Origin of the sequence: Taibaiella chishuiensis (assembly GCF_003014535.1) — a bacterium.
Taxonomy (GTDB): domain Bacteria; phylum Bacteroidota; class Bacteroidia; order Chitinophagales; family Chitinophagaceae; genus Taibaiella; species Taibaiella chishuiensis.
In genome coordinates, this window is sequence record NZ_PYGD01000011.1 from 34,807 (window position 1) to 49,027 (window position 14,221).

Annotated in this window: 12 protein-coding genes; 5 read left to right on the forward strand and 7 right to left on the reverse strand. The window is 50.8% G+C overall.

All coding sequences use genetic code 11. The features are described from left to right. Positions 1-138 precede the first annotated feature (138 nt). The 3 genes from B0I18_RS21050 (at position 139) to B0I18_RS21060 (ending at position 3,744) form a co-directional block, all read left to right on the forward strand. A complete protein-coding gene (locus B0I18_RS21050; protein ID WP_106524733.1) occupies positions 139-426 on the forward strand; it encodes a class I lanthipeptide in 288 nt (95 codons plus the stop codon). 273 nt (positions 427-699) lie between these two features. Beyond that, positions 700-2,778: a polyphosphate kinase 1 gene (gene ppk1 / locus B0I18_RS21055; RefSeq protein WP_106524734.1), complete on the forward strand. Its 2,079-nt coding sequence runs from the start codon at positions 700-702 to the stop codon at positions 2,776-2,778. A gap of 75 nt (positions 2,779-2,853) precedes the next feature. After that, positions 2,854-3,744, forward strand: a complete 891-nt coding sequence (locus B0I18_RS21060; RefSeq protein ID WP_106524735.1) for a Ppx/GppA phosphatase family protein — start codon at positions 2,854-2,856, stop codon at positions 3,742-3,744. Between the two features lie 89 nt (positions 3,745-3,833). On the opposite strand, the gene B0I18_RS21065 is transcribed toward B0I18_RS21060, so the two are convergent. The 4 genes from B0I18_RS21065 to uvrB form a co-directional block, all read right to left on the reverse strand. After that, complete coding sequence (locus B0I18_RS21065) at positions 3,834-5,081, reverse strand: BaiN/RdsA family NAD(P)/FAD-dependent oxidoreductase (protein ID WP_106524736.1); 1,248 nt, start codon at positions 5,079-5,081, stop codon at positions 3,834-3,836. Next, the gene (locus B0I18_RS21070; protein WP_106524737.1) at positions 5,074-6,519 is read right to left on the reverse strand and encodes a serine hydrolase domain-containing protein; all 1,446 of its coding nucleotides are present in this window, start codon (positions 6,517-6,519) and stop codon (positions 5,074-5,076) included. Before B0I18_RS21070 ends, B0I18_RS21065 begins: the two co-directional genes overlap by 8 nt. 81 nt (positions 6,520-6,600) lie before the next feature. Next, positions 6,601-8,259, reverse strand: a complete 1,659-nt coding sequence (locus B0I18_RS21075) for a glycoside hydrolase family 3 protein (protein ID WP_106524738.1) — start codon at positions 8,257-8,259, stop codon at positions 6,601-6,603. A gap of 61 nt (positions 8,260-8,320) precedes the next feature. Next, positions 8,321-10,342, reverse strand: coding sequence for an excinuclease ABC subunit UvrB (gene uvrB / locus B0I18_RS21080; protein WP_106524739.1), 2,022 nt, complete (start codon positions 10,340-10,342; stop codon positions 8,321-8,323). Positions 10,343-10,589: 247 nt separating this feature from the next. Between uvrB and B0I18_RS21085 the strand changes: the two genes are divergently transcribed. Then, positions 10,590-11,582: a YihY/virulence factor BrkB family protein gene (locus tag B0I18_RS21085; protein ID WP_106524852.1), complete on the forward strand. Its 993-nt coding sequence runs from the start codon at positions 10,590-10,592 to the stop codon at positions 11,580-11,582. A gap of 41 nt (positions 11,583-11,623) precedes the next feature. Here B0I18_RS21085 and B0I18_RS21090 read toward each other — a convergent pair whose 3' ends face one another. Continuing rightward, the gene (locus tag B0I18_RS21090) at positions 11,624-11,851 is read right to left on the reverse strand and encodes a 4a-hydroxytetrahydrobiopterin dehydratase (protein ID WP_106524853.1); all 228 of its coding nucleotides are present in this window, start codon (positions 11,849-11,851) and stop codon (positions 11,624-11,626) included. 129 nt (positions 11,852-11,980) lie between these two features. Between B0I18_RS21090 and B0I18_RS21095 the strand changes: the two genes are divergently transcribed. Further along, a complete protein-coding gene (locus B0I18_RS21095; RefSeq protein ID WP_106524740.1) occupies positions 11,981-12,760 on the forward strand; it encodes a M90 family metallopeptidase in 780 nt (259 codons plus the stop codon). On the opposite strand, the gene B0I18_RS21100 is transcribed toward B0I18_RS21095, so the two are convergent. Further along, on the reverse strand, positions 12,757-13,224 hold the full coding sequence (locus B0I18_RS21100) for an SRPBCC family protein (protein WP_106524741.1): 468 nt from the start codon (positions 13,222-13,224) through the stop codon (positions 12,757-12,759). The two genes, B0I18_RS21095 and B0I18_RS21100, sit on opposite strands and share 4 nt — an antisense overlap. A gap of 84 nt (positions 13,225-13,308) precedes the next feature. Further along, on the reverse strand, positions 13,309-14,016 hold the full coding sequence (locus B0I18_RS21105; protein ID WP_106524742.1) for a DUF2225 domain-containing protein: 708 nt from the start codon (positions 14,014-14,016) through the stop codon (positions 13,309-13,311). Positions 14,017-14,221: the final 205 nt, after the last annotated feature.

Sequence of the window (14,221 nt, forward strand, 5' to 3'; positions counted from 1 at the left end):
AAACTTTCGTACGGTCTTCCGGTGTGCAGTTAAATGCAGTTATCACTCAATTGTATAATCGCCCGTATCACCAGCTAAGTTGCAGGCTGCCAGGCGCTTGTTTCCCGGTATCTTTAAGGAAATCAAATTACAGGATACATGAAAAAGAAAAAAATTGCCCTCAAAAAACTCAGCCTGAACAAGGAAGTGATTGCAGCCCTGGACGGCGTACAGCAACAGCGCGCCCTGGGCGGCGGCGACAGCGTAATCAAGTGGGAAATGTGCAACTACAGCCAGCAACCTTCCTGCAACGACAACTGTGTTACGGTAAAAGGACAGACCTGCGAACAGCTCGCGTTCTGTATCGGCACCAATAACAGCTGCATTTCCTGTGCAGGCGGTACGGGTTGCCCTACCCGTCCGCCTTATTGCCAGATCGGCAACTAAGCCCTGATTTTCCTTTATTCCAAAGCCATCCCGCAACCGGGATGGTTTTTTTTGTGCTACCCGTCATTACGATAGGCCACAAGAGCCTGATCATGCCCACCGTAAAGCCTGGTTCATTTTTTCTTTTCTTTGACAAATGGCCTTCGCTTAAAAGCCTACCTTTAAAGGGCTTGCGGCCGCGCCGGGCTCCCTTTTTGTTCGTTTGTTTATTAAAACTTAACATTGGGGAGCAAAAAGAAAAATATTTTTGCGCTGCCATAACACACATTATTTATGAAAAAAACAAAAAATACGTCTATAATCCGGGATATGAGCTGGCTGGCCTTTAACGACAGGGTGATGCAGGAAGCCAAAGATGACACCAACCATATCTACGACAGGCTACGTTTTTTGGGCATTTTTTCCAATAACCAGGATGAATTTTTCAGGGTGCGGGTAGCGGCATTATCGCGTATGTTGAAACTGGGTAAAGCTGCCAAGATGCACCTGGAGCAGAACCCGGAGAAAATACTGCAGGCGATCCAGGACCGTGTAAAGGAACAGCAACGCGACTTCGACGCCACTTATGCGGGTATTATCCGTGAACTGGGCAAGAACAATATTTTTATCAAGAACGAAAAACAGCTCAGCAGCAAACAGCAATCGTTCATAAAAGCCTATTTCGAAGAAAAAGCACGTACACAGATCGTGCCGTTGATGATCGAAAGTATCCCGCAGCTGCCGCTGCTGCACGACAAATCCATATACCTGGCCTGTGTGCTGGGCAGTAACGAGAACCCGATGATGCAGCGTTATGCGCTGATCGAGATACCGACCCGCAACCTGCCGCGCTTCGTGCTGCTGCCTTCGGAAAAAGATACCCGCGATATCATCCTGCTGGAAGATATTATCCGCTGGAACCTTCCTAACCTCTTTGCGCCATTCGGCTTTAACCGTTTTCTCGGTTATATCATTAAAGTAACACGCGATGCGGAGTTCGACCTGGATTACGATGTAAACAAGAACCTTGTAGATGAACTGGAAAAAGGGGTTAAGAATCGTAAAAAGGGCAAGGCCACCCGTTTTGTTTACGACCGGCATATCGATCCGGGTCTGCTCGATTACCTGACCAAAAGGCTGAGCCTTACCAAAAAAGACAACCTGATCGCAGGCGGGCGTATCCATAATTTTAAGGATTTTATGGACTTCCCCTCCACGATCTTCCACGACCTGGTACCGCGCCAGAAGCCGCTGGTGCACCCCTTGCTGATACAGCCCTGCCGCATTATGGAAGTGCTGAACCGCAAAGATGTAATGCTGCATATGCCTTATCACTCGTTCGATTCCATTATCGACCTGTTGCGCGAGGCTGCGATCGATCCTTTTGTACAAAGCATCAAGATAACCTGTTACCGGCTGGCCAAAGATTCCAAGATCGTAAACGCCCTGATCAATGCCGTGCGTAACGGTAAAAGCGTGACGGCCGTACTGGAACTGCGCGCCCGCTTCGACGAGGAAGCCAATATGCTGTGGAAAACCCAACTGGAAGATGAGGGTGTGAACGTGATCCTGGGTCTGCCGGATATGAAGATCCACGCCAAAATCTGCGTGATCAAAAAACGCGAATTCGAACATACCAAAGAATACGGCTTTATCAGTACCGGTAACTTTAACGAGAATACGGCCCAGTTTTATGGCGACCATTGCCTGCTGACTTCCGATCGCAGGATCATGGCCGATATCAACCGGGTATTTAACTACCTCGAATTCCCGGTGCAGAAAGCCGCACAGCTTAAGGCCTGCAAAACACTGCCTACTTCGCCGCTAACGATGCGCAGTGCTTTCGTAAACCTGATCGACAAGGAGATAAAAGCCGCCAAAAACGGCAAGGAAGCCGGTATCATCGTAAAGCTGAACAGCCTGGTCGACACCGTACTGATCGATAAATTATACGACGCGGCCAATGCGGGTGTAAAAGTGAGCCTGATTATCCGCGGTATCTGCTGTGTACTTACCAAGCAAAAGACCTTTAAACAGCCGATAAAAGCCATCAGCATTATCGATGAATACCTCGAGCATGCCCGTGTTTTTGTATTCCACAACGACGGCGATCCGAAAGTATACCTCTCCTCGGCCGACTGGATGGTACGTAACCTCGACCACCGCGTAGAGGTAGCCACCCCGATATTCGACAAGGAAATTGCCCAGGAACTGATCGATATCCTGAACATACAGCTGTCGGAAAACGTTAAAGGAAGGATACTGGACAACAACCAGCGCAACGAATATGTACCCGTAGAGGAGGATGCTCCCGAAATTCGTTCCCAGGTAGCGATCTACGATTTCCTGCTGAACAAGACCATTGCTATATAAAAACTTAAACTGTTTTGACAGGTTTCGGTAATGATTTAAGTTTGCCTGAATTTTCCCTCTAAAAAAATTACGCTATTGATTTTAGCCGCGATAGACATAGGATCCAATGCTGCACGCCTGCTGATTACAGAAGTAAAGAACTATAAGGACGGGACGGTCGATTATACCAAGCTCAACCTGCTGCGTATACCTTTGCGCCTGGGTTTCGACGTATTCCAGACCGGCACTATTCCACCCGCCAAGGTAAAAAAGCTGGTCGACACCATGAAAGCCTATAAGCTATTGCTGGAGATTTATAACGTGGAAGCCATAAAAGCCTGCGCCACATCGGCCATGCGCGATGCCAGCAACGGCCCGGATATTGTACGCGAAGTGAAAGAGACCACGGGTATCGAGATCAATATCATCAGCGGCAGCGAAGAGGCTAATATCATTTACGAAACCCATATTGCCGAGAATATGAACAGCGGCCAGTCCTACCTCTATATCGACGTAGGCGGCGGCAGCACCGAGCTTACCATGTTCTCCGACAACCATATCGTGTTTAAGGAATCGTTCAATATCGGTACGGTGCGTATGCTCAGCAATAAAGTATCGGATACCCAATGGGAGCATATGAAATGGGTTGTGAAGAACTATACCAAGGATATGAACAATATCAAAGCCATCGGCTCCGGGGGTAATATCAACAAGGTGTTTTCAATATCGAAACGCAAAGAGGGCCGCCCGCTTAACCTCGACCTGCTGAAGGACTATTATAAAGAACTGAGCAGCTCGACCGTGGAGGAACGCATGCACCTGTACAACCTGCGCGAGGACCGCGCCGACGTAATCGTACCGGCCTTGCAGATCTATACTACCGTAATGCGCTGGGCCAATGCCGACGAGATCTTCGTACCCAAGATCGGGCTGGCCGACGGACTGATCAAAGTACTCTATGCCGAACGGACGGCAACAGCAGGATAAAATATGGAAACGCAGCCAGGAGGCTGCGTTTTGCGTTCGGGGCCAATGCCCGGACTTTAGCCCTTGTTCGTGGCGAGACGCTACGACCTTTACCCCAACGCTTGTTGTTCCAATATGCTCTGCGCCGCGATATAACCGGTGGTCCAGGCATTCTGGAAGTTAAAGCCGCCGGTAATGCCATCTACGTTCAGCAACTCCCCGGCAAAGTAAAGACCGGGTATTTTTTTGCTCATCAGGGTATGACTGTCCACTTCGTTTAACTCGATACCACCCGCGGTCACGAACTCTTCCTTGAAAGTTGTTTTCCCCTTTACCTCCAGCTCATAAGCGCACAGGTATTTTACCAGGCGGTTCTGTTCTTTGGCGGGCAGTTCGGCCCAGCGGCAATCTTCGGGCACACCGGCCTCCTGCAGCAGGAACTCCCATAAGCGGGCAGGCAGGCCGAAAGCATTGCGGTTAGCAACCTTTTGCGTGGCCTGGGCAAAACGCAGGCGTTGCATTTCTTCTTTAAGGGTTTCTTCGTTATACGCCGGCGCCCAGTTTACCTGCACCGGGAAGTGCCAGTTTTTATCCGACAGCTCGCGTGCGCCCCAGGCGCTCAAACGCAGTATGGCCGGGCCACTCAGCCCCCAGTGGGTAATCAGCACCGGGCCGGTTTCTTTTAACCTGGTACCATTTATTCTTACAGCCGCGGTCTCCAAGCTGATGCCCATCAGCCGGGTAAGACCATGCGCCGGTATATTAAAAGTAAATAAGGAAGGCACGGGCGCTTCGATGGTATGCCCCAGGTTGCGCATCCAATCAAACATACTTGCCTTGGGATACCCGCCGCTGGCCATGCATACATAATCGGCTTCAAGTGTTTGGCCATTGGCCAGTTGCAGTTTAAAACGATCCTCCTTATGCTCCAGGCTTTCTACACCGGCGCGCATGCGGATTTCCACATGATGCCGCGCCGCCTCCTGCAACAGGCAGTCGATAATGGTCTGCGAGCTATCGGTTACGGGAAACATACGGCCATCGGCTTCGGCCTTCAGTTCCACACCCCGTTGGGCAAACCAGTCGATGGTGTCCTGGGTAAAGAAACGATGAAAGGTTTTCTTCACGAAATTACCGCCCCTCGGGTATTTTTTCGCCATTTCGCTGATACTGAAGCAGGCATGGGTCACGTTACAACGCCCGCCGCCGCTGATCTTTACCTTACTGAGCAGCTTATCGGATTTTTCCAGTACAATAACCCGCAAACGCCCGCCTGCTGCGGCGTTTACCGCACAGAAAAAGCCGGCAGCACCGCCGCCGATCACCACCAGGGTGGGTACACCTCTTTGTTTACTCATAACCTAATGCCTCGTAGATATAACTCTGGGCCTTGACGCGCACCTTAAGACTGTTGATCAGCTGGTTGTCGGCCGAAGGATTGATCCTGTTGGAAAGAAAAATAAAAATGATACCGGTCTCGGGGTCTGCCCAGGCACAGGTGCCGGTAAAACCCTGGTGGCCGAATGTGGTTTTGGTACAATCATCGGAAGCCGGGCCGCCGTCTCCGCGGGCCTTCTCCGGCTTGTCGAAGCCATAAGCACGGCGGCTTATGGTAGAGCGGTAGCCGGTAAAGAGCTGTACGGTTTCTTTTTGCAGGTAACGCTGTCCTTTATACACACCGCCGTTCAACAGCATCTGCATGATAACGGAAAGGTCCCTGACATTGGAAAAGATACCGGCATGTCCGGCCACACCACCAAGCATGGAGGTACCCGGATCGTGCACATAACCCTGGATGTGCTGGAAGCGGAAATATTTATCGTTCTCCGTAGGCACACACTGGCGGGTCAGGTTCCGTTTCCAGGGATTGTACATCGTGTACTTCAGGTTAAGCGGTTTGTAAAAGTTGGTTTGCACATAAGGTTCCAGCGTAGTGCCGGATACTGCCTCCGCTACCTTTTGCAGGAAGTAGAAGTCCAGGTCGCTGTATACATAACGTCCACGGTCCATCGGGCTGGTCAGGATATCTTCCCAGATCGAATCTTCGTAGTCGTTACGCATATAAAAATTGGCGGCAACCGGTACGGAGAAGGTCTTATCGGGATAGGTATGAAAGAGATCGGTACGCGGGCTGCCGGTAAGCGGGTCTATCGTTTTTTTGTAAAAGGGGATAAAGGCCTTGAGCCCGGCCTGGTGCAGCAGCAGGTCTTTAATGGTAATATACTCCTTGCTGGTACCTTTTACGAAGGGCAGGTAATTGCGCAGGTAAGCGTCTATATTGATCTTGTCCTCTTCGTACAGTTTCATAATGGCCAGCGTGGTAGCGGCTACCTTCGTTACCGATGCAATGTCGAAAAGCGAACTATCGGTAACCGGCTGCATACGGTCGTAAGAGAAATAACCGAAATTTTTCTGGTAAATGATCTCGCCGTCTTTAGCGGCAAACACCTGGCAACCGGGGAAGGCGCCCTGGCTGATACAACTGCGGATAAAATTATCGAGGTTGACCAGGGCCTGCGGGTTCTTTACCAGTGCCGAAGTACCCGAACGGTCGCCATGGATCACCGATACTTTATCGAAAGCGCCTACACCACTTGCGGGCGGCTCATAAGAACGGGCCGGTGCTGCGGTCTTTTTCGAAGCTTTCCCTTTTTTCTTTGCGGCTTTCGCGCTTTTCGCTTTATGAGCTCCGGCACTCCGGCCTGCTTTCCCTTTTGCTTTGCGCGACTGGGCATGGGCGGGATCTACCGCAAACAGCAGCGCTAAGGCTGCCAGGCAAAAGAAGACTTTCCGCATAGCGATATAAATTAAAAGGCCGGCGAAGCTAAGCTTCCCGGCCCTGTGTTTTTTTCCGGGTGAATAATTAAAGATCCTGCTTTATTTGCAGGGCTTTACAGGCAGCCTGCCCCCGGGGGTCAGAGTCCCCGTAAGCACGTCAAATACAGCCTGTTCGGCAAACTTATCGTCTTCGTAAGTTACGATGGCCGCCTTAGCTGTGCAAATATATTTAACCAGGTAAGCATTGCCAAATACGGCAAAAATTACCTGTTTCTTTTTGGACAGTTCTTTCAACCCGTTTACCTGTTGGGTATCGAGCCCGTAGGTACCGGTTTTGCCTGGGTACCAGGCCAGGTCGTGTATGCCCACGATCACGGCATCATACTTATCTGCACTGCTCACCACTTGCTTAACGGTAGCGGCAGTAACCTTGGCCGGCAGCCGCATCACCTGTATGTCGGCAAATTTCTTTTTAAGCGCGGCCTTCAAATGGGTACTGTCTGTACCGTTTATATTGATATAGGCCAGTTTGCTGCCGGCCTTTATTTTAGGGATCAGCTTCTGCTGGTCCCGCACCAGCGTAATGCCGGCGCGTGTTGTTTTTTCACGGATCAGGTCGATGTCTTTATTCAGATCGGCCGTAGCATTGGCCGCTTTTAATGATTGGAAGTGATAAAGACCTGCATCGTATTTAGCGTTCAATACCTTTTTCACACTAGCTTCCAGCATCTCCGGCGCAATCTTGCCGGTCTTCAGCGCCCAGGCAATCTTCTCGATCGCCAGCGGTACGTTCTGTGAAAACAACAGTACATCGTTACCGGCCATAAATGCACGCAGGTCGGCTTCGCCCGCCGGGTAATACTTGGTCAGCCCGCTCATGTTCAGCGCATCGGTAAATACGAGCCCGTTGAAACCCATTTCTTTTTTCAGGAGATCGGTCACCACTTTTTTGGACAGGGTAGTCGGCTGGTTTTTGGTATCGTCCAGCGCCGGCACGCTCAGGTGCGCGATCATAGCGCCCTGTACGCCACCTTCGATCAGTTTACGGAAGGGATAAAACTCGGTTTCTTCCAACTGGGCGCGGGTCTTATTGATCACCGGCATATCCAGGTGCGAATCTACCGACACATCGCCATGCCCCGGAAAGTGTTTGGCACAGGCCATTACGTCATGATCCTGCAGGCCGCGCATATAAGCCAGGCCCAGGTTGGCCACCCAGGTTTTGTCTTCGCCGAAGGAGCGGAAGTTGATCACGGGGTTTTTAGGATTGTTGTTAACATCGACGTCCGGTGCAAAGTCGACATGCACCCCCAATCGCCTGCACTGTGCTGCCACGGCCGTTCCCATTTCGTACATCAATGCCGTATCGCGCGTAGCGCCGATCATCATTTGCCGCGGAAAGTTTTTAACGCCGGTCAGCCGCATACCCAGCCCCCACTCGGCATCCATACCAATCAATAAATGCACCTGGGCATTCTTCTGGTATCGGTTGGTCAGTCTTACCTGCTCTTCGGGCGTGCCCTGCATAAAAATCACACCACCGATCTGGCGATCGGCAATCAGCTTATCGATCAGGTCCTGGTTAAAGTTCTTGCCCCCGCTGTAAGCGGCCACCATAAACAGCTGCCCTATACGCTCCTGGTCGTTGAGCGCGTTATACACGCTGTCCACCCAACGCCGTTTAAAAGGCTGGGCCTGGCTTTGCAAGGTCATAAAACAGGAAAGGATCAATACAAGAAAGCGTAGTGTTTTGCTCATATGCGTACAATAAATGATTTACAAAGTTCGGACAATAGCCGCAAAAGCAGCTTAACAGGCCTTACAGCCCTTCCAATGTCTTTTGCAGGCCAAACATCTTATCACGCAGCCTTGCTGCTTCCATAAAGTCCAGGTCTTTGGCGGCCTTTTCCATTTCTTTCTTGGTCTGGGCAATCGCTTTTTCCAGTTGCGGTTTGCTCAGGTACTCCACATCCTCCTCGGCGGCTACCTGCACCAGCTCCGGCGCTGCCAGGTCGCTGTCTTCGTCATAACCTTTAATATCCAGCACCGAGGTCTGTTTCAGGATCTGGTCTACCGACTTACGCACGGTAGTCGGGTTGATGCCATGTTCTTTATTGTAGGCCACCTGCTTTTCGCGGCGCCTGCCGGTCTCGTCCATCGTGCGCTGCATGCTTTCCGTGATCTTATCGGCATAGAAAATAACAAGCCCGTCGACATTACGCGCCGCACGGCCTGCCATCTGCGTCAGGGAGCGTTCGTCGCGCAGGAAACCTTCCTTATCGGCGTCCAGTATCGCCACCAGCGATACTTCGGGCAGATCGAGCCCTTCCCTCAGGAGGTTAACGCCCACCAATACGTCGATATTGCCCAGCCTCAGGTTACGCAGGATCTCCACCCGTTCCAGGGTATCTACTTCGGAGTGGATATAGCGGGAGTTGATATTGATGCGCTGCAGGTATTTATCCAGCTCTTCCGACATGCGTTTGGTGAGCGTGGTTACCAGTATGCGGTCGCCCATTTTGATGCGTTTGTCGATCTCTTCCAGCAGGTCGTCGATCTGGTTTACCGAAGGCCTGATCTCGATGGGCGGATCGAGCAGCCCCGTGGGCCGTACCACCTGCTCTACCACCACACCTTCGGACTGGTCCAGTTCGTAAGCTGCCGGTGTGGCGCTTACAAACACAGTTTGATTGAGCATGGTTTCGAATTCGTAAAAGTTAAGCGGCCTGTTGTCCAGCGCCGAAGGCAGCCGGAAGCCGAAGTCTACCAGGTTTAGCTTACGCGACCGGTCGCCACCATACATACCGCTGATCTGGGGTATGGTAGCATGGCTCTCATCCACGAACAGCAGGAAGTCTTTGGGAAAATAATCGATCAGGCAGAAGGGACGTGTACCGGGCGTACGACGGTCGAGGAAACGCGAATAGTTCTCGATGCCGCTGCAGTAGCCCAGTTCCTGGATCATTTCGATGTCATAACTTACCCGCTCCTTAATTCTTTGCGCTTCGATATGTTTGCCGATGCCTTTAAAATATTCGACCTGGGCCGTCATTTCATCCTGGATATCGCGGATGATCTGCGCCATCTGGTCTTTGGGCGCCATATACAGGTTGGCCGGGAAGATAGCGGCATTGGTCATTTTACCGATACGCTTACCCGACTCCACTTCGAAGCTTTCGATCTCCTCGATCTCGTCGCCGAAGAAGGTAACCCGGTAACCATAATCCACATAAGGCAGGTTAATGTCCACGGTATCGCCTTTTACCCGGAAGGTGCCCCGCGTAAAGTCGCCCTGGCTGCGGTTATACAGGGAGTTGACCAGACTATGGAGGAAAGCGTTGCGCGGTACATTGTCGCCGGTATTGATCCGGATAATCCCGTTTTCGTATTCGGTAGGGTTACCCATACCGTAGATGCAGGACACCGAAGCGACCACCAGGATATCGCGCCTGCCGCTCAGCAGGTTGGTAGTGGTACGCAGGCGCAGCTTCTCCAGCTCTTCGTTAATGGCCAGGTCTTTTTCGATATAGGTATCGCTTACCGGCATATAAGCCTCGGGCTGGTAGTAGTCGTAGTAAGACACGAAATACTCCACGGCGTTATCGGGAAAGAACTGCCGGAACTCGCCATAGAGCTGCGCTACCAGCGTTTTGTTATGGGTAAGCACCAGGGTGGGCTTCTGTACCTCCTGGATGATATTGGCCATGGTAAAGGTCTTACCCGAGCCGGTTACGCCCAGCAGGGTCTGGAACTTTTCTCCGTTAATAATACCTTCGCTCAGTTCTTTTATCGCCGAAGGCTGATCGCCGGCGGGCTGGTAGGGTCGTTCTATCTTAAACATAACAGAACGAAGTTAAGTGTTTCAATGCATAGCCCTTATACCGCCTCTTCCAATTTTTCGCCAGGGTTTAATTTTTAGAACAATCCTAACAATCCGGCCTACAGAGCGCTGCTGCACCTCCCGTACCCGGGCATACCGGTAACCGGACATAAAGCGGGGCATGACCGGGGAAACAATTTGTGGTCCCGGCTTGTTGAGTAACAATAAAGCCGGCCGTACCGGCTTTGTTTCACCAAAACAGGATCGTATGCAGCAAACTGGTTTCAAAACTAAATTAACGAACATAGCAAAGGTTGCCGGCGGCACATTCACTGCCTTTATGAATGACAAGGGACTTAAACTAAGCGCCTCCTTGTCCTATTACACCGTGTTCTCGCTGGGCCCGCTGCTGCTGCTGCTCATTTCGCTGGTCAGTATCTTTTTCGGGAAAGATGCGGTACAGGGTAAATTATTTTCGGATATCAACGGGCTTATCGGTAGCAATGCCGCATTGCAGGTACAGGATATGATCAAAAATATCGAGCTTTCGGGCAAGTCTACCCTATCGCTGGTCATCGCCGTGGTCACGCTTATCGTAGGCGCCACATCGGTATTCGGCGAGATCCAGGATTCGATCAATATGATCTGGAAAGTAAAAGCAAAACCCAAACGCGGTTGGGTAAAGCTGCTTAAAGACCGGCTCCTCTCCTCTTCGCTCATTATCAGCATCGGGTTCCTGCTGGTGGTCTCCCTGGTGGTGAACGGCTTTATCCTCGCGCTGAGCGCTTATTTCACCCGGCTGTTTCCCGGCATGGCCCTTATCCTGGTCAATTTGCTGAATATGGCGCTGAGCTTCCTGTTCACGACCATACTGTTCGGCATCATCTTTAAAGTGCTGCCCGATGTGAAGATCGGCTGGAAAGACGTACGGGCCGGGGCTTTCTTTACCGCCCTGCTCTTCCTGATCGGCCGCTTCCTGATCGGTTTTTATATCGAGACCACCGCCACCGGCTCGGCCTTCGGCGCTGCGGGGTCGGTTATCGTGATCCTGGTATGGGTGTATTATACGGCCGCCATCCTGTATATGGGCGCAGAGTTTACCCAGACCTATGCCGAATTTAAAGGTTCGCGTATACGCCCCGCCGACTATGCCGTACATGTAGAACAGACCGAAACCCTGAGCGACGTACCGGTACTGCCCCCGCAGCACGATTTTGACGGGGAGGGCAAAACAGGAACGGGCAAAAGTGATAATACCTAATTTAATTAGGCATTATTATAAAGAGAGCGGTTTCTGCTTTTTTATAGTTTGTCTATAGCCTTGGCCAGCTCCCGGTCTTTATCGGTAACGATATCGCCGGCATCGTGGGTATTGAGCCATATCTCGACTTTGTTATACGTATTGGTCCAGGTGGGATGATGGTCCTGCGCATCGGCCAGCGCGGCCACACGGGTCATAAAGGCAAAGGCTTCTTTAAAATCGCCGAAGGTAAAGGCGCGGTAGAGCTTGTTTTCTTTTTCTGTCCACATAAAAATCAAGGGTAAGATGCGTGATAAAATTGCGGCTTTTTGCCGGGAGGATAACAATAAAAAAACGATTGGGTTGTATTAAGCCTTATTTTTGTCCGGACGGGTTATATTGTCCCCGGTTTCCTGCATATGAAGTTTATTCTTGTTGCCGTGCTTTTGCTGGCCATTTTTGGTTTTTTCCGGAAAAAGAAAAAAAAGGAGGAAGAAGCGCCCGGTATCGTGCCCGATCATATGCACGACCTGCTGGCGCAACATGTAGACTTCTACGCTAAACTGGCGCCGGAAGCACAGGCGCAATTCCGCGCAAGGGTGCAGCATTTCCTGGCGACTACGCGGATCAGCCCGGTAGATGGTGTCGAGATCACCGAGCTGGACCGGCTGTATGTGGGCGCCAGCGCTATTATCCCTATTTTCTCCTTTAGCGACTGGGCGTATAACAACCTCGACGAAGTGCTGCTCTACCCCGGCACCTTTACCAAAGACTTCGATACGGAACACGCCGACAAGAATGTATTGGGTATGGTGGGCGACGGCGCCATGCACCGTATGATGATCCTTTCGCAACCTGCACTGCGGGCCGGCTTCGAGCAACATGGCGCAGGCAATACCGGTATCCACGAGTTTGTACACCTGCTCGACAAAGCCGACGGCGCTACCGACGGCGTACCGGAATATATGCTGCCTGCCGACCTGGCCACACCCTGGATCAAATATATGCACCAGGAAATACGGCAGATCAGGGAACATCATTCCGACCTGAATCCCTATGCCGGCACCAATGAGGCCGAGTTTTTCGCAGTGCTGTCGGAATACTTTTTCCAGAAGCCGCAACTGCTCAAGGATCATCATCCCGAACTGTTCCGGATACTGGAAGCTACCTACAAACAACAGCCGCTCGGCGAGGACTAAGCCTGTGTTTTAAACAAATCCCTGATCCGTGTTTCGCGGTATTCGAAAAGCGCCTGCAACTGCCGGCGTACAAACAGGCCATGCGCGAACCGGCCAAGCGGGCCCATCGGCAATGCATAATGAATCTTATCGTTCATAAGGGTACCCTGCGGCGCATCGCTAAAGGTATGGGTATGCTCCCAAAGCGCATAAGGCCCACTGCGCTGGGTATCCATAAACCGGTTTCCCGGGTCCACATCCTTAATCTCCGTTACCCATTTTAAAGGCATATTTAATACCGGGCTTACCCGGTATTCGATCAGCATGCCGGTAAAGATCTCCGGCACATCGGGACAGGATAGGATACGAAAATTCATATAGGCCGGTGTGATCTTTAATAAGTTACCGGGACTGGAAAAGAAAGCCCATACTTCGTCTTTGGGGGCATGTACCAGGATCTCCTTTTCGAACGTGTATACCTTCATGGTTCGTTTTTTTAAAGCATGGTCCAGGATAAAAGGACAAGGCTGTAATTATCAACAGGAACACAAACGCGTCTCCTCTGTTTATTAAATGCTGTTATCGTCGTCTTTGTTCATCGCGAGTTTCCTTTGTTGTATCAACCATTGCTGCAATTCTTCCGGTTTTTCCGGGCACGCATCGGCTCTGTCATAATAAACGATGGCTTTATCAAAGTCGCCGACCCTGCGATACAAGTCACCCACGAGATAATTGATTTCAGCGTCTCTGGGTACGCTGTAGGCCTTATTGTCCAGTGCTTTAATAAAATAGGACGCGCAGGCCAATTGCAACGCCTTCCGTTTGGCTGTTTGCTGTGTATCTGTTTTTAAAAGATAAGAGGCGACCAGGTACAGGTTGGCGATATCATCATCGCTCCTTTTAAAATATTTATGCATCCCGATAGCGATCTCCAGTTCTTTAAGCGGCGTCATCTTTTGCCTGCGGTACGGGATCAATAACTTTAAAAGATCCCGTTTTGCAATTGCTGGGAGCACCGTATCCATATCGCCTCTGGATCCGGAGTAATGACACCTCGGGCAGGCATGAACATAAAGTTCATACATATATCCCGTCCCGCCTACCTTCTGAAAATCGGCAAGGGTACCAAAGACCGTATAACTTACCGTCTCTTCTATTTCGAAATGGTAGCCGTCGACAGGGCATTTTACGGAGTCAACTATAGCCACATGACTATATGACAAAAGGGGGATCAACAGTCCGGCTGTCAGTAAAAAAGTCCGCAGGATATTTTTCATCGCTTTATTTTTTTACACGTTGCAATTTATAATTATTCAACCGAAAACCTGTATTATCAATAGTCTTAACAACAGTTCCACGAATGCTTCCGCATCTATTTCGGTAACATTTCTGTAAAAACCGGAGCCGCAGGCCTGTCTTTCGGGCAAATACCAGATTTTTTCTCTTATTTTGGCACGTGAATTGTTGATCTCCATAGCACGG

Bases quoted from the DNA above. Each gene is read 5' to 3' on its own strand.
- B0I18_RS21050 (WP_106524733.1), top strand. From the start codon at position 139: ATGAAAAAGAAAAAAATTGCCCTCAAAAAACTCAGCCTGAACAAGGAA.
- ppk1 (WP_106524734.1), top strand. From the start codon at position 700: ATGAAAAAAACAAAAAATACGTCTATAATCCGGGATATGAGCTGGCTG.
- B0I18_RS21065 (WP_106524736.1), bottom strand. From the start codon at position 5,081: ATGAGTAAACAAAGAGGTGTACCCACCCTGGTGGTGATCGGCGGCGGT.
- B0I18_RS21070 (WP_106524737.1), bottom strand. From the start codon at position 6,519: ATGCGGAAAGTCTTCTTTTGCCTGGCAGCCTTAGCGCTGCTGTTTGCG.
- B0I18_RS21075 (WP_106524738.1), bottom strand. From the start codon at position 8,259: ATGAGCAAAACACTACGCTTTCTTGTATTGATCCTTTCCTGTTTTATG.
- uvrB (WP_106524739.1), bottom strand. From the start codon at position 10,342: ATGTTTAAGATAGAACGACCCTACCAGCCCGCCGGCGATCAGCCTTCG.
- B0I18_RS21085 (WP_106524852.1), top strand. From the start codon at position 10,590: ATGCAGCAAACTGGTTTCAAAACTAAATTAACGAACATAGCAAAGGTT.
- B0I18_RS21090 (WP_106524853.1), bottom strand. From the start codon at position 11,851: ATGTGGACAGAAAAAGAAAACAAGCTCTACCGCGCCTTTACCTTCGGC.
- B0I18_RS21095 (WP_106524740.1), top strand. From the start codon at position 11,981: ATGAAGTTTATTCTTGTTGCCGTGCTTTTGCTGGCCATTTTTGGTTTT.
- B0I18_RS21100 (WP_106524741.1), bottom strand. From the start codon at position 13,224: ATGAAGGTATACACGTTCGAAAAGGAGATCCTGGTACATGCCCCCAAA.
- B0I18_RS21105 (WP_106524742.1), bottom strand. From the start codon at position 14,016: ATGAAAAATATCCTGCGGACTTTTTTACTGACAGCCGGACTGTTGATC.